Origin of the sequence: Mycobacterium neumannii (assembly GCF_048452905.1) — a bacterium.
Classification (GTDB): Bacteria; Actinomycetota; Actinomycetes; order Mycobacteriales; family Mycobacteriaceae; genus Mycobacterium; species Mycobacterium neumannii_B.
This window is the reverse complement of sequence record NZ_JBCGVF010000001.1, coordinates 29,709-52,336: the sequence shown is the minus strand read 5'-3', so window position 1 is coordinate 52,336 and position 22,628 is coordinate 29,709. Positions and strand designations below refer to the sequence as shown.

At 65.5% G+C, this 22,628-nt stretch carries 2 protein-coding genes (1 of these 2 only partly in view); both read left to right on the top strand.

The window, feature by feature from the left end; genetic code table 11:
* Positions 1-1,485, top strand: partial view of an amino acid adenylation domain-containing protein gene (locus AAHH99_RS00125; RefSeq protein WP_418766883.1) — the end only. The gene continues 18,048 nt to the left of window position 1, outside the view; the window shows 1,485 of its 19,533 coding nt (coding positions 18,049-19,533); its start codon lies beyond the left edge, outside the window; the stop codon is at positions 1,483-1,485.
* Positions 1,482-22,628 (top strand): non-ribosomal peptide synthase/polyketide synthase, encoded by a 21,147-nt coding sequence (locus AAHH99_RS00120; RefSeq protein WP_418766882.1) that lies wholly within the window; start codon positions 1,482-1,484, stop codon positions 22,626-22,628. The genes AAHH99_RS00125 and AAHH99_RS00120 overlap by 4 nt, the downstream gene beginning before the upstream one ends.

Sequence of the window (22,628 nt, the reverse complement as noted above, 5' to 3'; positions counted from 1 at the left end):
GCGCGGCTCCAATTGGCTTTGGGCCGGGAGGTTCAGGTGCGTTGCTTATTCGACGCGTCAACCGTTCGAGGTCTGGCCGACTACCTTCACCGGCATGGTGGGGGTGCCCGCCGCCCGGCGTTGCACTCGATGCCGCGCCCGCAACGGCCCCCGCTGTCCTACGCACAGCAACGGTTGTGGTTCTTCGATCAGTTGCAGGGGCCCTCTCCGGTTTACAACATGCCGGTGGCTTTGCGAATGAGCGGTCCGCTGAATGTTGCCGCCTTGGGCGCGGCGTTGGCCGATGTGGTGGACCGCCAGGAGAGTCTGCGGACGCTGTTCCCGTCGGTCGACGGACTACCCCATCAACTCGTGGTGCCGATCGAGCAGGCGGACTTCGGTTGGCGCGTCATCGATGCAGAAGGCTGGTCGGCGACCGAACTAGAGGAAGCCGTCGGCGCCGTGGCGCGCCACGAGTTCGACTTGAGAAGCCAAATCCCATTACAGGCAAGGCTATTACGAATCGCCGACGACGAGCACGTGTTGGTTGCGGTGGTGCACCATATCGCTGCTGACGGCTGGTCGGTCAGGCCGCTGGTGAGTGATCTTGGGGTGGCGTACGCCAGTCGGTGCGCCGGCACGACGCCCAACTGGTCACCGTTGCCGGTGCAGTACATCGACTACACGCTGTGGCAGCGCGAGCATCTCGGCGACATCCACAACGACGAAAGTCCCATCGCCGCCCAGCTCGCCTATTGGGAGGACGCGTTGGCCGGGTTGCCCGAGCGCCTGGATCTGCCCACCGACCGGCCTTACCCACCGGTGGCCGATTACCGTGGCGCCAGCGTGGAGGTGCACTGGCCGGCGCAGCTGCAACAGCAGGTACGCGATCTGGCCCGCGAACACAATGCGACCAGCTTCATGGTGATCCAGGCCGCACTGTCGGTCCTGCTGTCCAAGATCGGCGGAAGCTCCGATGTGGCAGTCGGAATCACGACCGCCGGACGCGGTGAGCCTGCGCTCGACGAGCTGGTCGGCTTCTTCGTCAACACCCTGGTGCTCCGGGTAGATCTGGGGGGAGATCCAACGATCGCCGAGCTGCTGGCTCAAGTTCGCGAGCGCGGCCTAGCCGCGTATGAGCATCAGGACGTGCCCTTCGAGGTGTTGGTGGATCGGCTCAATCCGGTCCGTAGCCTGGCCCATCATCCGCTGGTGCAGGTGATGTTGGCCTGGAACAACCTTCCTTGGCACAGCAGCGGCCCGGCGGCAGGACTTCGGCTCGGCGATGTGCGGGTCACTCCGTTACCGGCGCAGACCCAAACGGCCCGAATGGATTTGGTGGTTTCTTTGGCTGAACGCTGGACCGATACCGGTGAGCCGGAGGGAATTGGGGGGGTAGTGGAGTTCCGCACCGACGTATTCGACACTGCGACCATCGAGTTGCTTGTCGAGCGTCTGCGACGGGTTTTGGTGGCGATGACCGCTGACGTGGCGGCACGGTCATGACGGCAGACCTCACACGGCGCTTGTCGTCGATGGATCTGCTGGATGACACCGATTACGCGCGCCTGGATGAATGGGGCAACCGGGCGGTCTTGGGTGAGCGCACGAATGCTCCGCTGCGGTCGATTCCCGACTTATTCTACGCGCAGGTTGCGCGGACGCCGGATGCCGTGGCACTTACCTTCGGTACGCGTTCGTGGAGCTATCGCGATCTCGACGAGGCGTCGAATCGGTTGGCGCACTTGTTGAGTGAGCATGGTGCGGCTCCCGGCGAGTGCGTGGCACTCCTGCTGTCACGGTCGGCCGAGGCGATCGTGGCGATTTTGGCGGTACTCAAGACGGGTGCGGCGTATCTGCCGATCGACCCCGCGCATCCCGACGCTCGGGTGCAGTTCATGCTCACCGATGCAGCGCCGATGGTCGCGGTCAGCACCGTCGATCTGGCCGAGAGGTTGAACGGACATGGATTGCTGGTCATCGATGCCGACGACCCCGCCGTGCAAAACCGGCCGGGTACGGGATTGGCAGTGCCCGATCCCGGGGATCTCGCCTATTTGATCTACACCTCGGGAACCACCGGTGTGCCCAAGGGTGTTGCGATCAGCCATCACCACGTGACGCGGATGCTAGAGACCCTCGATGGCGATGTACATCTCGCGAATCAGGTGTGGACGCAATGCCATTCACTGGCTTTCGACTACTCGGTGTGGGAGATCTTCGGCGCGCTGCTGTACGGCGGACGCCTCGTCGTGGTGCCCGACGAGGTAGTGCGCTCGCCCGGCGATCTGCACGCCTTGCTGGTTGCCGAGCGGGTCAGCGTGTTGAGCCAGACGCCATCGGCGTTTTACACACTTCAATCTGTGCATTCGCTGGAGCCGGAGCTCAGATCGGGATTGAAGCTCGAGGCGGTCGTGTTCGGCGGAGAAGCCCTTGAGCCACAGCGCATCCGAGCCTGGTTGGAGAGCCATTCAGGATGCCCGCGGATGATCAACATGTACGGCATCACCGAGACGACGGTGCACGCCTCGTTCCGGGAGATCGTCAGCGCCGACGTCAACGGCAGTACGAGCCCCATCGGGGTTCCGTTAGGTCATCTTGCCTTCTTCGTGTTGGACAACTCGTTGCAACAGGTGCCGGCCGGGGTCGTCGGGGAACTTTATGTGGCCGGTGCCGGAGTGGGCGTGGGGTATTGGCGTCGGGGTGGGTTGAGCGCGTCGCGATTCGTGGCGTGTCCGTTTGTCGGCGCGAATGCACCGGGACAACGGATGTACCGCACCGGTGACATGGTCCGGTGGGGTCTTGACGGGCAACTCATCTATGTGGGTCGCGCCGATGAGCAAGTCAAGATCCGCGGGTACCGCATCGAGCTGGGCGACGTCCAGGCCACGTTGGCCGGGCTTGCCGGAGTCGATCAGGCGGCCGTCATCGCGCGCGAGGACCGTCCCGGCGACAAGCGTCTGGTCGGTTATTTCACCGGGGGCGCGGACCCCGCCAGGGTTCGCGACCAGCTTGGTGAGCGGTTGCCGTCCTACATGGTGCCGGTGGCCGTGGTGGTGCTTGACGAGTTGCCGTTGACGGTCAACGGAAAGCTCGACAAGCGTGCCTTGCCAGCGCCGGAGTATTCGAGCGTTGACCGTTACCGGGCTCCGGCCACAGCCGTCGAGGAGATCCTTGCCGGCCTCTACGCTCGGGTGCTCGGCCTGGAACGGGTGGGAGTGGACGACTCGTTCTTCGACCTGGGTGGCGACTCGTTGTTGGCGACGCGAATGATCGCCGCGATCAATGCCGACCTCGGTGCAGACCTGGCCGTACGCACGCTCTTCGAAGCACCCACCGTGGCCCAACTGGCGCTCCGGCTGGATGAGCGTTCGGGCGGATTCGAGGCGTTGACGGCGCGGCAACGCCCTGAGGTGTTGCCGTTGTCGTTTGCACAGCAGCGATTGTGGTTCCTGCATCAGTTGCATGGGCCGTCACCCGTCTACAACCTGCCCGTGGCCTTTCGGATCAGTGGCGCACTGGATGTCGACGCATTGGACGCGGCGTTGGCCGATGTGGTGGCCCGCCAGGAGACCTTACGCACGGTGTTCGTCGCGCGGCAGGGGGTTCCCGAGCAGGTGGTGGTGCCCGCTGAGCAGGTCGATTCGCGCCTGCGGGTTGTCGATGCCGGCGGTTGGTCGGCGCAGCAGGTGGAGGAGGCCGTCGGCGCCGAGGTTCGCTACGGCTTCGATTTGTCGACTGAAACACCCTTACGGACAACAGTTTTCCGCCTAGGAGGCGGCGAGTACATCTTGGTCGCGGTGGTGCATCACATCGCCGCCGACGGCTGGTCGATCAGCGCGCTGATCGGTGATCTCGTCACTGCGTATACCAGCCGGGGTAAGGGCCGTGCGCCGGAGTGGGCGCCGTTGCCGGTGCAGTATGTCGACTACACGCTGTGGCAGCGCGAGCAGCTGGGCGATCTCGACGACTCCGCCAGCCGCATCGCGGCTCAGGTGGCGTATTGGGAGCGGGCGCTGAGCGGGCTACCCGAACGCCTGGAATTGCCCACCGATCGGGCTTATCCGTCCGTAGCTGATTACCGCGGTGGCAGCGTGGCCGTGGAGTGGCCGGCGGAACTTCAGAAGCAGGTGGAGCGGACGGCCCGTGAGCAGAATGCGACCAGTTTCATGGTGGTGCAGGCCGCGCTTGCGGTGTTGCTCGCGAAGCTGAGCGCCGGCTCCGATGTGGCGGTGGGCTTCCCGATCGCCGGCCGGCGTGATCCGGCCCTCGACAACCTCGTCGGACTGTTCGTCAACACGTTGGTGTTGCGGGTCGACGTGTCCGGCAATCCAACTATCGCCGAGCTGTTGGGGCGGGTACGGGCCCGCAGCCTGGCGGCATTCGAGCATCAAGATGTGCCTTTCGAGGTGCTGGTGGACCGGCTCAACCCAGCCCGGTCCTTGACTCACCATCCTCTGGTACAGGTGTTGCTCGCGTGGCAGAACCTCCCCGCGCGCAGCGGCGAGCCCCTCGAGGGGCCGGACTCCGATGTCCGCGTCACGCCGCTGGACGTAGAGACCCAAGCGGCTCGGATGGATTTGACATTCTCGTTGGCTGAGCGCTTCAGCGAGTCCGGTGAACCCGCGGGCATTGGTGGAGCGGTGGAGTTTCGCACCGACGTGTTCGATGCGGCCAGCATCGACGCGCTGATCTGGCGGTTGCGACGGGTGTTGGGGGCGGTCACTGTCGACCCGACCCGCCCGCTGTCGTCGGTCGATGTGCTCGACGCCCGTGAATACGAGCTCTTGGCGGAGTGGGAGAACCGCGCGACGGTGGCTCGCCCGGCGCCATTGAGCACCCGGCTGCCGTCCATCCCGGCGTTGTTCGCCGAACAGGTTGCGCACGTTCCCGACACGGTAGCTGTCAGCTTCGACGGCCATGCTCTGACGTATCGCGAATTGGACGCCGCCGCAAATCGGTTGGCGCATCTGTTGACTGGTCACGGGGCAGGCCCTGGACAGTGCGTGGCGCTGCTTCTCCCACGGTCGGCCGAGGCGATCGTGGCGATTCTGGCAGTGCTGAAAACGGGCGCGGCCTATCTGCCGATCGACCCGGCGCTGCCGACGGCCCGGATCGAGTTCATGCTGGAGGACGCCGCGCCGATGGTCGCGGTCAGCACCGACGAGCTTGCCGAGCGGCTGTACGGGCGCGGGCCGACGGTCATCGACGTCCACGACGCCGCCATCGCGAGCCGACCGAGCACGGCGCTGCCGGCACCGGCCGCCGACGAGGTTGCGTATCTGATCTACACCTCGGGTACCACTGGTGTCCCGAAAGGCGTTGCCATCACCCACCACAACGTCATCGAACTACTCGCATCGTTGTCTGCTGATGTTGACCGGTCCGGCGTGTGGTCCCAGTGGCATTCGTATGCCTTCGACGTGTCGGTCTGTGAGATCTGGGGTGCACTGCTCGGCGGCGGACGGCTCGTCGTGGTGCCCGAGCCGGTGACCCGCGCTCCGGAGGACTTCCATGCCCTGCTGGCCCGTGAACATGTAAGCGTGTTGAGCCAGACCCCGTCGGCGTTCTACGCACTGCAGACCGCGGACGGGTTGGCGCCCGAGGCTTCAGCCCAACTCGCGCTCGAAAGCGTGATATTCGCCGGAGAAGCCCTCGACCCGCAACGCCTTCGAACGTGGCTGGAGCGGCATCCGCGAGCACCGCGGATGCTGAATCTGTATGGCACCACCGAGACAACGGTGCATGCCTCGTTCCGCGAGATCACATCCGGCGACCTGGACAGCAATGCCAGCCCGATCGGCGTGCCGTTGGCCCATCTCGGCTTCTTCGTGCTGGATCAATGGCTGCGCCCCACCCCGGTCGGTGTGGTCGGTGAGCTGTATGTGGCCGGCACCGGGCTCGGATTGGGATATTGGCGCCGGCCCGCGTTGACCTCGTCACGGTTTGTCGCATGCCCGGTGGCCGACGCTGGAATCCCGGGACAACGGATGTATCGCACAGGCGACCTGGTGTGCTGGGCCGCCGACGGCCAGCTGCGGTATCTGGGGCGCGCCGACGAGCAGGTCAAAATTCGGGGCTATCGCATCGAACTCGGCGAGGTCCAGGCGGCGCTCGCAGCGGTCCCTGGGGTGAACCAGGCGGTGGTGATCGCGCGCGAGGACCGCCCCGGCGACAAGCGTCTGGTCGGCTACATCACCGGAACCGCGGATCCTGGGCAGGCACGAAATGTGTTGGCCGATAGGCTTCCCGGGTATATGGTGCCCGCCGCGGTGGTGGGTATCGATGCGTTGCCGCTGACGGTCAACGGCAAGCTCAACAAACGCGCCCTGCCGGCGCCCGAGTATCAGGATGCCGAGAGGTATCGCGCCCCGTCGAACCCCGTCGAGGAGATCCTGGCCGGCATCTACGCACGGATCCTCGGCATCGAACGGGTCGGGGTCGACGACTCGTTCTTCGACCTGGGCGGCGACTCACTGTCGGCCATGCGGGTGATCGCCGCGATCAACACCGATCTGGACGCCGATGTCTCGGTGCGTACGTTGTTCGACGCGCCATCGGTGGCGCGGTTGGCGCCACGTGTGGGTGAGGGGACGGGGCGGCGCAAGCCGTTGGTAGCCGTGGCGGATCGGCCGGCGGTCGTGCCGTTGTCGTTCGCCCAGAACCGTATGTGGTTCCTCAACCAGGTCGAGGACGAAGTCGCGACCTACAACATGCCTACGGCGTTCCGGATCAGCGGGGCGCTCGACGCCGACGCACTGGGCTTGGCGCTGGGCGATGTAGTGGCCCGCCACGAGAGCCTGCGCACGGTCTTCCCGGCGGTCGAAGGCGTACCCCGGCAGGTGGTCGTGCCTGCCGAACACACCGACTTCACGTGGCAGGTGGTCGATGTCAGTGGCTGGCCGGCACAGCGGCTGATCGAGAATGTCGGTGCGTTGGTGCGCCACCGGTTTGACCTGACTGTCGAAATTCCAGTACAGGCAGCGCTTTTCAGCCTCAGTAGTGACGAGCATGTTTTCGTCGCGGTAGTACACCACATCGCCGGCGACGGCTGGTCGGTCGCCCCCTTCGTGCGTGATCTCAGCTCGGCCTATGCCAACCGGTGTGCAGGACAGGCCCCGGACTGGGCACCGTTGCCGGTGCAGTATGTCGACTACACGCTTTGGCAGCGGGCCGAGTTCGGTGATCTGGCCGATCCACACAGCCCGATCGCCGGGCAGCTGGAGTACTGGCATCAGGCGTTGGCCGGGATGCCCGAGCGGTTGGAGTTGCCCACCGACCGGCCGTATCCGGCCGTGGCCGACTACCGCGGCGCGAGCGTGACGGTCGACTGGCCCGCCCGGTTGCAACAACGGGTGGCGCGGGTGGCGCGTGAGTACAATGCGACCGGATTCATGGTGATGCAGGCCGCGTTGGCTGTGTTGCTGTCGAAGCTGAGCGCCAGTTCCGATGTGGCGGTGGGCTTCCCGATCGCCGGACGTCGCGACCCAGTGCTCGACGAGCTGGTCGGATTTTTCGTCAACACGCTGGTGCTGCGGGTCGAGGTGGACGGTGATCCGTCGTTCACTCAGGTGTTGGACCAGGTACGCGCGCGGGGACTCGCTGCATTCGAGCACCAGGACGTGCCATTCGAAGTGCTGGTCGACCGACTCAACCCGGCCAGGTCCCTGACCCATCACCCGCTGATCCAGGTGATGTTGGCGTGGCAGAACTTCCCCGGTCTCGACGATGATTCCGCGGCCGGGCTGACCCTGGGTGATCTGCAGATCACGCCGTTCACCGCGGACACCCAAAGCGCCCGCATGGATATGGTGGTGTTCCTGCGGGAGCGGTGGGACGAGGACGGCGAGCCCGCCGGAATCGGCGGGATGGTGGAGTTCCGCACCGATGTGTTCGACGCATCCAGCATCGAAACCCTGATCGAGCGGTTGCGGCGGGTTCTGGAAGCGATTGTCGCCGAGCCCACGCGGGCCTTGTCGTCGATCGATCTTCTGGACTCGGTCGAGTACGCCCGTCTCGACGAGGTTGGTAACCGCGCGGTCCTGGCCGAAACGTCGAGCAGGCCGGTGACGATTCCTGAGGCGTTCGCCGAGCACGTGGCTCGTGCGCCGGAGTCGGTGGCTATCCGCTGCGGCGAGGTCGCTTTGACGTACGGCGAGCTTGACGAGACGTCGAATCGATTGGCGCATTTGTTAACTGAATTGGGTGCAGGCCCTGGCCGATCTGTAGCGCTGCTGATGCCTCGCTCGGCGGAGGCGGTTGCGGCCATCTTGGCAGTGCTCAAGACGGGCGCGGCGTATCTGCCGATCGACCCGGCATATCCGGAGACTCGGATCGAGTTCATGGCGGCTGACGCCGAGCCCGTCGTCGCGGTCAGCACGAGTGACCTCGCCGGGAAGCTGAACGGGTGCGACCTCGTCGTGATCGATGTCGCCGATCCGCGCGTCGCCGAACAACCGGGTACCGCATTGCCGGGGCCGGTTCCCGAGGACATCGCCCACATCATCTACACCTCGGGTACCACCGGTCTGCCCAAGGGAGTGGCCGTCACCCACCACAACGTGACCCGCCTGTTCGACTCGATGGACATCCGTTACCGGCCTGCGCCGGGACAGGTGTGGTCACAGTGCCATTCGTATGCGTTCGACTATTCGGTCTGGGAGATGTGGGGCGCACTGCTGCACGGCGGGCGGCTGGTGGTGGTGCCGGAGGAGATCACTCGTTCTCCGCAGGATCTGCATGCGTTGCTGGTGGCGGAGAAAGTCAGCATGCTCAGCCAGACTCCGTCGGCGCTTGGAGTGCTTTCCCCGCAGGGTCTGGAAGAGACCGCACTGATGATCGCCGCCGAGCCCTGCCCGGCGGAAGTCGTGGATCGGTGGGCGCCGGGGCGGGTGATGATCAACGGTTACGGCCCGACCGAGACCACCGTCTATGCCACCATCAGCGCTCCGCTGATCCCGGGATCGGCGGAGGTGGCGATCGGTGTCCCGGTTCCGGGCGCGGCGTTGTTCGTGTTGGACGCGTGGTTGCGTCCGGTGCCGGCCGGGGTCGTCGGCGAGTTGTACGTCGGCGGTCGCGGAGTGGGCGTGGGCTATGTCCGCCGGGCCGCGCTGACCGGCTCGCGGTTCGTGGCGTGCCCGTTCGTCGGCGGGGGAACCCCGGCCGGCCAAAGGATGTACCGCACCGGGGATTTGGTGCGCTGGGGTGCGGACGGACAGCTGCGCTATGTGGGGCGCGCCGACGAGCAGGTCAAGATCCGCGGCTATCGCATTGAACTCGGTGAGATCGAGTCGGTGCTACGCGCTCATCCTCGGGTGGCGCAGGCGGTCGTCGTCGCCCACGAGCCCGATGCGGTCGACGGTGCAGGCGACAAGCAACTGGTGGGCTACGTGGTGCCCGATCCGCAGGCGAAGTTGGTTCGTGAGCCCGACCGGGAAGCCCAGCTCGTGGCACAGTGGCAGGGCGTCTATGCGGATCTGTACTCGGGAGAGGCTTTCGCGCCGCAGGGCGTATCCGCCGAACTGGGCCAGGATTTCGGCGGCTGGAACTCCAGTTACACCGGTGAGCCGATTCCGCTGGGGGAAATGCTCCAGTGGCAGGCGGCGGCGGTGGAGCGAATTCGGGCATTGGGGCCGGGCCGGGTGTTGGAGATCGGCGTCGGCTCGGGTCTGCTGCTCGCCCCGTTGGCCCCCGGGTGCGTCGAGTATTGGGGCACCGACTTCTCCGCGCCGACGATCGAGAACCTGCGGGCGGCGGTGGCATCGCAGCCGTGGGCGGATCGCGTGCGCTTGGCGGTGCAGCCGGCCGATGTGACCGACGGGTTGCCCGAAGGCTATTTCGACACCGTTGTTCTGAACTCGGTCATCCAATACTTCCCCAGCGCGGGCTATCTGCTCGACGTATTGAGGTCGGCGTTGCGGCTATTGGCCCCCGGAGGAGCCGTATTCCTCGGCGACGTTCGCAACCTGGCGTTGTTGCGGGAGTTCACCACCGGGGTGGTGTGCGCCGAGGACGCCGATGGCCAGCAGACTGCGGCCGTCGTGCTGGAGCGGGTGCGCCGGGAGATGCTTGCCGAGCAGGAATTGATGGTGGCCCCGGAGTTCTTCACCGCGCTTCCCTCGCACTGTCCGGAGATCGGCACCGTCGACGTGCAGCTCAAGGAGATGGACGCGGTCAACGAACTCAGTGGTTACCGCTACGAGGTCGTGCTGCGCAAAGCGCCGGTGTCGGCGCGTTCGGTAGCTCATATCCCAGCTGAAGCGTGGGAGCGGTTCGGCGGCTTGGCCGCGCTGGGTGATTTCCTGCGCACGACAGACGTCCAAGAATTACGGGTAACCGGTGTGCCGCATGCCGGAATCTGGCCGGAGGCGGCATTGGTGCTTGCGCTGGCTTCCGCCCCGGATCGGGCGACGGTCAACGAGGTGAGGGCCGCTGTGTCGACGCCAGAGGGTGCGGTGACGGCGCGGCAGTGCATCCAACTGGGCCGGTCACTGGGCTATGCCACAGCGGTGACCTGGTCGGCCGCAGCGGGATTGGTGGACATCGTTCTCACCCGCGCATCGGAGCCGTTGTCAGATGTCTATGTGCCGGCCGCGCGGGTGACATCCTTGGCCGAGTATGTCAACGACCCGGCCGCGGTCGAACGTGCGGCCGAGTTGCGAAGCTTTGTGGCAGAGCGGTTGCCGGAGTTCATGATTCCCGCGGCGGTCATGGTATTGGAGTCACTGCCGTTGACGGTCAACGGCAAGCTCGACAAGCGAGCGCTGCCGGACCCCGAGTTCATCAGCACGGTCGCGTACCGCGCACCGCGGGATGATAGTGAGCAGGTCTTGGCCGCGCTGTTCGGCGAAGTGCTGGGCGCGAATCGGGTCGGCATCGACGAGTCGTTCTTCGATCTGGGTGGACACTCGCTGTCGGCGACGCGTCTGGTGGCCCGCGTCCGGGCTGAGCTGAACGTGGACGTGCCCATCCGGGCGTTGTTCGACGCGCCCACTGTGGCCGGCCTGGCTGCCTGGATCCACACCAACGCCGCCGATGCCACATCCACCGCGTTGACGGCGCGCCCCCGCCCGCAGGTGTTGCCGCTGTCCTATGCCCAGCAGCGGTTGTGGTTCCTCGACCAGTTGCACGGGCCCTCACCGGTTTACAACATGCCGGCAGCGTTTCGCATCCAGGGGTCTTTGGAGATGGAGGCGTTGGGGGCCGCGCTGGGCGATGTGGTGGCCCGTCACGAAAGTCTGCGGACCCTGTTCGTCGCGGCCGAGGGCGTTCCCCAACAGGTCGTCATCCCGCCCGAGCGTGCCGACTTCGACTGGGCTGTGGTCGACGCCACGGCGTTCTCGCCCCAGCAGATCGACGAAGCCATCTCTGCGACAGTCGGGCACAGTTTCAATTTGGCAGCCGAGATTCCTTTGCGAGCAAGGCTTTTGCGCCTCGGCGCGAACGAGTATGTGTTCGTGGCGGTGGTGCACCACATCGCCGGGGACGGCTGGTCGATCGCTCCGTTGGTGCGCGACGTCGGGGCCGCTTATGCCGCGCGTTGTGCAGGGCGAGCCCCGAGTTGGGCACCGTTAGGGGTGCAGTATGTCGACTACACGTTGTGGCAACGCGAGGTCCTCGGCGAACTCGATGACCCGGCGAGCCGCATCGCGGCGCAGCTGAGCTACTGGCAACAGGCGCTTGCGGGACTGCCAGAGCGGCTCGAGTTGCCCACCGACCGACCCTATCCGCTGGTGGCCGATCAACGCGGGGCGAGCATCGCCATCGACTGGCCGGCCCAACTGCAGCAACAGCTTGCCCGGGTGGCAGCCCAACATCAGGCGACCAGCTTCATGGTGGTCCAGGCCGCGCTGGCGGTGGTGTTGGCCAAACTGTCCACCAGCACCGATGTGGCCATCGGCTTCCCGATCGCCGGGCGCCGTGACGCCGCGCTCGAAGAACTGGTCGGCTTCTTCGTCAACACGTTGATCCTGCGCGTGCAAGTCGACGGGGATCCCACCGTGGCGGAGTTGCTCGAGCAGGTCCGCACCCGCAGCCTGGCCGCCTACGAACACCAGGACGTGCCCTTCGAAGTTCTCGTCGAGCGACTTAACCCGACCCGCTCGCTGGCCCATCACCCGCTGATTCAGGTCATGTTGGGCTGGCAGAACTTCGACCGCCCCGACCAGCACGCCCCCACCCCAACTCTGGGCGGTGTACAGGTCGAGCCCCTGACCGTCGACACCCATACCGCCCGCATGGACCTCTCGTTCTCCCTGGAGGAACGCTGGGACTCCACCGGTGAACCCGTAGGGATCACCGGGACGCTCGAATACCGCACCGATGTGTTCGATGCCGCCAGCATCCACACGCTCGTAGAGCGGTTCTTCCGTGTGCTCACCGACTTGACCGACGACCCGAGCCGCCGCGTGTCCACAATCGATCTGCTCGACGAGCACGAACGGCACAGCCTCGAAGAGCTCGGTCACCGCACCGCGTTGATCCAGCCGCGTCCTGACGCGCATATGTCGATTCCGGCGTTGTTCGCCGTACAGGTCGCCCGCTCCCCGGAGGCGGTGGCGATAAGCGGTGACGGCAGGTCGTTGACCTACCGCGAACTCAACGAAGCCGCCAACCGGCTGGGCCACCTACTCGCCGACCGGGGCGTTGGGCCGGGTCAATCCGTAGCGCTGCTCCTCGAACGTTCGGCCCAGGCCGTGGTCGCCATGCTGGCGGTGCTGAAGACAGGGGCGGCGTATCTGCCGATCGATCCCATCGTGCCCGACGCGCGGCTGCGGTTCATGCTGACCGACGCCACACCGGCGGCGGTGATCAGCACCGCCGACCTCGTCGATCGGCTCGACGGCTACGAGCTCGCGGTCATCGACGTCGAGGATCCCGCGGTGAACGCTTGTCCCAGCACTGAATTGGCGACGCCGGATGCCGACGACATCGCGTACCTGATCTACACGTCCGGCACCACCGGAACCCCCAAGGGCGTTGCCATCACCCACCGCAGCGTCACCCACTTGTTGGGGTCGCTGGATGCTGGGCTGCCCACATCGGGAGTGTGGCCCCTGTGTCACTCGCTGGCCTTCGATGTGTCGGTTTGGGAGATCTTCGGTGCGCTGCTGCGCGGCGGGCGACTGGTCGTGGTCCCCGAGGTGGTAGCGAGCTCACCGGACGAGCTTCACGCGCTACTGGTCGCCGAATCGGTCACGGTGCTGACTCAGACGCCGTCGGCGGTGGCAACGCTGCCGGATGAGGGGTTGGAATCGACCGCGGTCGTGATGGCCGGAGAGGCTTGCCCGATCGAGGTGGTGGACCGTTGGGCACCGGGGCGCGTGATGGTCAACGCCTACGGCCCGACCGAGACGACGATGTGTGTGGCCGTCAGCGCACCGCTGACTTCGGGCATGCAGGTGGTTCCGATCGGAACTCCGGTGCCGGGAGCCGCGCTGTTCGTTCTCGACGCATGGCTGCGCCCCGTACCCGTTGGGGTGGTCGGTGAGTTGTATGTGGCCGGCGTCGGGCTGGCCTACGGCTACCTGGGCCGCGCCGGGCTCACGGCAGCGCGCTTCTCGGCCTGCCCGTTCGGCACAGCAGGACAGCGGATGTACCGCACCGGTGATCTGGTGCGCTGGGGCACCGACGGGCAACTGGTCTACCTGGGCCGGGCCGACGAACAGGTCAAAATCCGTGGATACCGCATTGAACTCGGCGAAGTCCACACGGCTATGACCGCCCTGAGTGAAATCGACCAGGCCGCCGTCATCGCGCGAGAAGACCGCCCCGGCGACAAGCGCCTCGTCGGCTATGTCACCGAATTCTCGCCGGGCACAGTGGATTCCACTCAGGTTCGCGTGAGGCTGGCCGAGCGGCTGCCGTCCTACATGGTCCCCGCAGCTGTCGTCGTCCTCGACCACCTACCTTTGACGGTCAACGGCAAACTCGACACCCGCGCGCTACCCGCCCCTGAGTACAGTGCGGGCCAGTACCGCCCGCCGAGCACCCCCACCGAGGAGATTCTGGCGGGCATCTACGCTCGCGTCCTGGGACTCGAGCGCGTCGGAGTCGACGAGTCCTTCTTCGACCTCGGCGGTGACTCACTGTCGGCAACCCGGGTCGTCGCCGCAATCAACACCAGCCTGGACGCCAGTTTGGCCGTGCGGACGGTATTCGAGTCACCCTCGGTCGCGCAGTTGGCTCCGCGTATCGGTGAGGGTTCAGTTCGGCGCGCGCCGTTGGTCGCCGTCGAGCGGCCGTCGACGGTGCCGTTGTCGTATGCCCAGAGCCGGTTGTGGTTCCTCAACCGGTTCGAGGACGGGTTCGGAACCTACAACATTCCCACCGCGTTGCGGATCACCGGTACGTTGGACCTGCGAGCGCTGGACGCCGCCCTTGACGACGTGATCGCCCGGCATGAATCCCTGCGCACCGTCTTCCCCGATGTCGACGGGGTGCCGTTCCAGAAGGTGTTGCCCGCAGAAGCGGGCATGTGGCGGCGTGGGGGCCCGGCGGTGGTGTCGTTGTCCGAGCAGGAGCTGCCCACCGAACTGGCGGCCTTGGCAGGGTACCGGTTCGATCTGGCGAGCGAGATCCCGGTGCACGCACAGATCTATGAGCTGGGACGCGAACAATATGTTCTCGCGATCGTGGTGCATCACATCGCTTTTGACGGTTGGTCGTTGGCTCCGATGGTGCGTGATGTGGCCGAGGCGTATCGCGCGCGTCGCGCCGGAGGGGAGCCGGGCTGGTCGCCGTTGCCGGTGCAGTATGCCGATTACACGTTGTGGCAACGGGATTGGCTGGGTGTCGAGTCGGATCCGGACAGTGTGATCGCTGGGCAGTTGGCGTATTGGCGAGCTGAGCTCGCCGATGTGCCGGAGGTGGTGTCGCTGCCTGCGGATCGTGCGCGTCCGGCGGTGCCCAGTTATCGCGGTGACGGGGTGGAGTTGCGCATCGAGGCGCCGCTGTGGGCGCAGGTCAAGGCGGTGGCGGCGGCGCACAATGCGACGGCGTCGATGGTGATGCAGGCGGTGTTGGCGGTGGTGCTGCACCGTGCGGGGGTGGGCCAGGACGTGGTGATGGGCTCGCCGATCGCGGGGCGGTTGGATGCCGCGCTCGATGATCTGGTCGGGTTCTTCGTCAACACGTGGGTGTTGCGGGTTGCGGTGAGTTCTGAGGACTCGTTCAGCGAGGTGCTCGAGCGGGTGCGTCAGAAGGCGTTGAATGCCTACAGCAATCAGGATGTGCCGTTCGAGTTGCTTGTCGAGCAGCTCAACCCGGTGCGCTCCACGTCGCACCATCCACTGTTCCAGGTGGGAATGCTCTTCCAGAACAACGTGCGCCCGGAGGGCGCGGCATTCGACGGCATTTCTGTCGAGCCGCTGGAAATGACGGTCAGTACTTCGAAGTGGGACTTGGATTTCGACCTCGGCGAGGTGCCCACGGAGGACCCCGATGCGCCGATGGCCGCCGGCACGGTCACCTATGCGACGGACCTGTATGACCGGTCCACCATCGAGCGGTTGGTCGGCTGGTTCGGCCGGGTACTCGAGGAGGTGGTCGTCGACGCCTCGGCCGTAGTGGGCGAGATGGCATTGCTCGACGCAGGAGAGCAGGCCGTCCTCGACGAAATAGGCAACCGCGCGGTGCTGAGCCGGCCGGCATCCACGTCGGCGTCGATACCGGTGGCCTTCGCCGAACAGGCCGCCCGCACCCCGCAGGCACCGGCACTGCGCTGCGGTGAGGTGTCGCTGACCTATCGCGAACTCGACGAAGTATCGAATCGGTTGGCGCACTTGCTGTCCGGGCAGGGTGTCGGCGCGGGCGATTGTGTGGCGCTGCTGTTCAACCGGTCTGCTGAGGCGATCGCGGCCATGTTGGCGGTACTCAAGGCCGGCGCGGCCTACCTGCCGATCGACCCTGCGCTGCCGGCGAGCCGAGTGGAGTTCATGCTCGGTGACGCCGCGCCGATGGTCGCAATGACGACCGGCAGACTGACCGAGCGGCTGGTCGGATACGACCTGCTGGTCATCGACGTCGATGACGCCCGCGTTTACGACTATCCGCGCACGCCCGTGCCCGCGCCGTCCGCCGACGACATCGCCTACATCATCTACACCTCCGGGACCACCGGCACGCCCAAGGGCGTGGCCATCACCCACCACAACGTGACCGAGTTGATGGCTTCCATGGACCCGGTTCTGGCGGCGCCGGGCCAGGTGTGGTCGCAGTGGCATTCCTACAGCTTCGACATCTCGGGTTGGGAGATATGGGGCGCGCTGCTGCACGGTGGGCGGCTGGTGGTGGTGCCCGAGACCCTGGCCCGCTCGCTGACTGATTTCCACGCGTTGCTCGTTGCCGAACAGGTGACAGTGTTGAGCCAAACCCCCTCTGCGGTCGGGGGATTGTCCCCTGAAGGGCTGGACGGGGTGGCCTTGCTGGTCGGCGGTGAGCCATGTCCGGCGGAGGTGGTCGACCGATGGGCGCCGGGCCGGATGATGATCAACGAATACGGCCCGACAGAAGCCACGATGTGGATCACCGCGAGCGCACCGTTGATGCCGGGTTCGGGTGTCGTGCCGATCGGTGCGCCGTTGCCGACCGCCGCGCTGTTCGTGCTCGACGAGCGGTTGGGGCCGGTGCCGGCCGGGGTGGTTGGTGAGCTGTATGTCGCCGGCCCTCAAGTTGGGGTCGGGTACTGGCGCAGACCGGGATTGACCGCATCGCGATTCATGGCCTGCCCGTACGGCGCACCGGGGCAGCGGATGTATCGCACCGGCGATCTGGTGCGTTGGGGAGCCGACGGACAGCTGCGTTACCTCGGGCGCGCCGACGAGCAGGTCAAAATCCGCGGCTACCGCATCGAACTCGGCGAGATCGGCGCGGTGCTCGCGGCGCATCCGCGGGTGACGCAGGCGGTGGTCGTCGCCCACACCGCAGATGCCGGGGGGCCGGTCAGCGACAGGCAACTGGTGGGCTACGTCGTGGCCGATCCGGAGATGAGGCTGGTCCGCGAACCCGACCGGGAAGCCCGGCTCGTCGAGCAATGGCAGGGGGTGTGGGGCGGGCTCTACGCGGCTGAGCCGACGACCGCGGGCGCACCGGCCGCACTGGGCGAAGATTTCGGCGGCTGGATCAGCAGCTACACCGGCGAGCCGATTCCGCTTGAGCAAATGCGCGAATGGCGCGCGGATGCGGTGAACCGCATCCGTGCTCTGGGCCCGCGACGGGTGTTGGAGATCGGGGTCGGTTCGGGGTTGCTGCTGACGCCGTTGGCGCCTGACTGTGACGAGTACTGGGGCATCGACGTCTCGACCGTCACGATCGAGAAGTTGAGGGTAGCGGTGGCCTCGCAACCGTGGGGTGACCGAGTGCGGTTGCGGGCTCAGCCCGCAGACGAGGCCGACGGGCTGCCGCATGGCCACTTCGACACCATAATTCTCAACTCGGTGATCCAGTACTTCCCCAGCGCGGGTTATCTGCTCGATGTGCTCGCGTCGGCCTTCCGGTTGTTGGCACCCGGTGGTGCGGTGTTCGTCGGTGACGTGCGCAACCTGTCGTTGCTGCAGGCGTTCACCACCGGGGTGGTGTGCGCCGACGGCGGCGGCGCCGAACAGACCGCGGCCGTGATTCGGGAACGAGTGCGCCGTGAGATCTTGGCCGAGCAAGAGTTGTTGTTGTCGCCCGAATTCTTCGTGGCACTGCCCCGGCAACTCGGTGAGATCGCTGCGGTGGACCTTCAGCTCAAGTCCATGAAAGCGGCCAATGAGCTCAGTGGCTATCGCTACGACGTGGTGCTGCGCAAGGTTCCGACGCCGGCGCGCTCCGCGTCCGAGTTGCCGACACACTCGTGGCAACGGTTGGGCAGCCTGGCTGCACTGGAAGACTACTTACGCACCGAGCGGCCGGGGCAGTTGCGGATTACCGGGGTGCCGCATGCCGCGATATGGCCGGAAGTTGCCTTGGCACAGGCGCTTTCGGAGGTCGGGGACCGAGTGGCGATCAGTGAGGTACGCGCCGGCTTGACGATCCCGGAGAATGCCGTGCTGCCGCCGCAGTGTCACCAGCTCGGCGAGCAGCTGGGCTACGCCACCGCCGTTACCTGGTCGCCCACTGCGGGTCTGGTGGATGTGCTCTACACCCGAGGCGATGATCGGACGCAGGTTCTGTCCGACATCTACCAGCCGGCGACCTCGGTGGATTCGCTCGCCGGACATGTCAACGATCCCGCGGCGGTCGAACGGGTGGCCGAGCTGCGCACCTTTGCTGCTGAGCGGCTGCCGGAGTTCATGGTTCCCGCTGCGATCATGATGCTGGACGCGTTGCCGCTGACGGTCAACGGCAAGCTTGACCGGCGCGCCTTGCCGGCGCCGAGGTTCATCAGCGGTGCGGCTTATCGGGCACCGCGCGATCAACGCGAACAGATGGTGGCCTCATTGTTCGGCGAGGTGCTGGGAGCAACGAAGGTCGGCATCGACGACTCGTTCTTTGACCTCGGTGGACATTCGCTTTCTGCGATGCGGCTGCTTGGCAGACTGCGTGCAGAACTGGGTGTCGAGGTGCCGATCCGCGAATTCTTCGACATGCCCACCGTGGCCGGACTGGCCGAGTGGATCAGCGAGTGCGGCGGTGAGCGGAGTAGGGCCCCGTTGGCGGTTCGAGAACGGCCTCCGGCGGTTCCGTTGTCGTATGCCCAACAGCGGCTGTGGTTCCTCGACCAGTTGCACGGTCCGTCGGCGATGTACAACATGCCGACGGCTTATCGGATCAGCGGTGCACTGGATACCGATGCGCTAGGAGCAGCGCTGGCCGATGTGGTGGGTCGGCAGGACAGCTTGCGGACATTGTTTGCCGCGCCGGAGGGTATACCCCAGCAGGTCGTCGTCCCCGTCGAGCGGGCCGATTTCGGTTGGCAGGTCGTCGATGCCGGTGGGTGGCCCGCGGAGCAGGTGGAGAAGGCGCTCGGTGACGTAGCCCGTTACGCGTTCGACCTGACCGCCGAGATTCCGCTGCGTGCCAAGGTTTTTCGTCTGGCCGCTGACGAGCACGTGCTCGTGGCAGTGGTACACCACATCGCCGCTGACGGGCTGTCGATCGGACCGCTGATGCGTGATCTCGGTACGGCCTATGCGGGCCGGTGCGCCGGTAACGCGCCGAGTTGGGCGCCGTTGCCGGTGCAGTATGTGGATTACACACTGTGGCAACGTGAGCAATTGGGCGACTTGGCCGATCCCGACAGTCCCATAGCGGCGCAACTGGCCTACTGGGAGCAGGCGCTGGCCGGGCTGCCTGAGCGGTTGGAACTGCCCACTGATCGGCCGTATCCTTCGGTGGCCGATTACCGGGGTGCAACCGTGGCCGTGGATTGGCCCGCAGCATTGCAGCAGCAGATCGCCCGGGTGGCCGGTGAGCACAACACCACCAGCTTCATGGTTGTTCAGACCGCACTGGCGGTGTTGCTCGCGAAGCTCAGCGCCAGCCCCGATGTCGCCGTCGGTTTCCCGATCGCTGGGCGTGACGACCCGGCGCTGGATGAACTGGTGGGGGTCTTTGTCAACACCCTGGTGCTGCGAGTCGACCTGGCCGGTGACCCGCGCGTAACTGAGTTGCTGGCTCAGGTGCGTCAGCGCAGCCTGGCCGCTTACCAGCACCAGGACGTGCCGTTCGAGGTGCTCGTCGACCGGCTCAACCCGACTCGCAGCCTCACCCACCACCCGCTTGTGCAGGTGATGTTGGCCTGGCAGAACCTATCCGGTTACATGGGCGGGTCCGCGGAGTTCGCTCTGGGCGATCTGCGCTTCACGCCCGTGGTGGCTGAAACTCAGACCGCGCGCATGGATCTGACGTTCTCCCTCGCCGAACGCTGGACCGAGGCGGGTGAGCCGGCCGGGATCAGCGGGGCTGTGGAGTTCCGCACCGATGTGTTCGATACGGCGACGATCGAGGTGCTCATCGAACGGTTGCATCGGGTTGTCGTGGCGCTGATCGCCGACCCGGCGCGACGGCTCTCGTCGCTGGATGTGCTCGACGGCGGTGAACGCCACAGGCTCGACGAGTGGGGTAACCGGGCAGCACTGACCGCCCCCGCACCCGCTGCGACGTCGATTCCGCAGTTGTTCGCCGAACAGGTTGCTCGCGCACCGCATGCGGTGGCGCTGACGTTCCGGGACCGGTCGATGACGTATCGCGAGCTTGATGAGGCGTCGAACCGTTTGGCACACCTGCTCATTCGGTACGGTGCGGCACCCGGTGAGCGGGTGGCGCTGCTGTTCAATCGATCACTCGAAGCGATCGTTGCCATCCTGGGGGTGCTCAAGACCGGAGCGGCATATCTGCCGATCGACTCTGGACACCCGGCCGCGCGGATCGAGTTCATGCTCGACGACGCCGCGCCTTTGGCGGCGGTCACCACCACGACGCTGACGGCGAGCCTGGCTGGACGCGAACTGTCCGTCATCGATATCGAAGACCCACGGATCGCCGACCAACCCAGCATCGGCCTGCCGGTGGCGGATCCGGATGAAATCGCCTACGTCATATACACGTCGGGCACCACCGGTGTACCCAAGGGCGTAGCGGTCAGCCACCGCAATGTGACCGGCCTGCTCGAAGCACTGGACGCGCGATTGGAGCTCTCGCACGGACATGTCTGGACTCAGTGCCACTCCTACGCTTTCGACTATTCGGTGTGGGAAATCTTCGGTGCGCTACTACGTGGCGGACGGCTTGTCGTGGTGCCCGAAGAGGTGGTGCGCTCGCCGCAGGAACTGCACTCCGTGCTGGTGACGGAAAATGTGACGATCCTGAGCCAGACTCCGTCGGCGTTCTATGCATTGCAGTCCGTCGACGCGCTGTCCTCCCAACGCGACGATGAGCTCAAGTTGGAAACGGTGATATTCGGGGGAGAGGCGCTGGAACCGCAACGACTCGAGACGTGGTTGCGCAACCACCCCGAGTCGCCGCGATTGGTGAACATGTACGGCATCACGGAGACGACGGTGCACGCCTCGTTCCGCGAGATCGTCGCGGCAGACGTCGAGGCAAACCAGAGCCCCATCGGGGTGTCGTTGGCAAATCTCGCATTCCACGTACTCGACCAGTGGTTGCATCCGGTGCCCGCCGGAGTCGTCGGCGAACTCTATGTGGCAGGCGGAGGCCTGACCTACGGCTATATGGGCCGCCCGCAGCTGACCGGATCGCGTTTCGTAGCTTGTCCGTTCGCCGGTGCGGAGGGCCAAAGGATGTATCGCACCGGTGATCTGGTGCGCTGGGGTGGTGACGGACAACTGCGCTATGTCGGGCGCGCCGATGAGCAGGTCAAGATCCGCGGGTATCGCATCGAACTCGGCGAAATCGAGTCGGTCCTGGTGGGGCTGCCTGGTGTGAACCAGGGCGCGGTCATCGCCCGCGAAGACCGCCCCGGCGACAAGCGACTGGTCGCATACGTCACCGAATCTGCCATGGGCACAGTCGATACCACGGAGGTTCGGCGGGCGCTGTCCGAACGTCTACCCACGTACATGATCCCCGCGGCGGTCGTGGTGCTCGATGTGCTGCCGTTGACGGTGAACGGCAAGCTCGACCGACGGGCTCTGCCGGCACCGGAGTACACCGAGACCGATCACTATCGCGCCCCGGCCACCCCGACCGAGGAGATAATCGCCGAGGTCTATGCCCAGGTGCTCGGTCTCGAGCGCGTAGGGGTGGAGGACTCCTTCTTCGATCTCGGCGGAGACTCCCTGTTGGCGATGCAAGCGATCGTCGCGATCAACAGCCGCCTGAACACCAACGTGGCGGTACGCACTTTGTTCCACGCGCCATCTGTTCGAACCCTCAGCCAACAGCTGGAAGGACCTGCCGGCGCTGCCGAAGTCGTCCCCGTCGAGGTGCTCAAAGAAGGCGCCGGTGCGCCTCTGTTCTGCCTTCACCCCGGTGGCGGCGTGAGTTGGCAATATCAAGCTCTCGGAAAGTACTTGGACTGTCCCATCATTGGGATCCAACAGACTCTGCAGGAGCAAGAAGTTGAACCGCACTCCCTTCGGGATATGGCAGCCAATTATGCCGACCGGATTCAACAGATCTCCCCAACCGGCCCCTATAACCTGCTCGGCTGGTCGTTCGGTGGCGTCGTCGCTCATGAACTCGCCGTAGAACTGCAACGACGCGGGTGCACGGTCGGGCGCCTCGTCCTCATCGACACGCAACCACGTCTCGACAGCATCGACCTACCAGACGGGGCTTTGGACAAGAAGCGCGTACTGGAAGAAATCCTGCGGCTGTACAACATTGACAATCCAGACACGGATGGATCACTGACTTACGACCAACTGCACAAGCGAGTCCGCCAACGAGTGGCCGTTGAACTTCCTCAATACCAGCAACTCATGGATTCGTTCGTGCAGAACTTGGATTCATTGGTGCACAACATCATGTTCAACCGTGCGTTGCACTGTGCACATGAGCCGAGCGTCTTCGATGGGGATATGGTCGCGTTCTCCGCTTCTCAGGGAGGGGGTGATCGGTTTACCTCTGCTCTGCACAGCTGGCGTCCTTATATTGCCGGCGAGATTACAGAGCACCTGGTGGACTGTCCACATGAAGTCATGCTGACCGCCGAATCACTTGTCCTGTACGGCCAACGGCTCAAGCTGTCATTGGAGTAG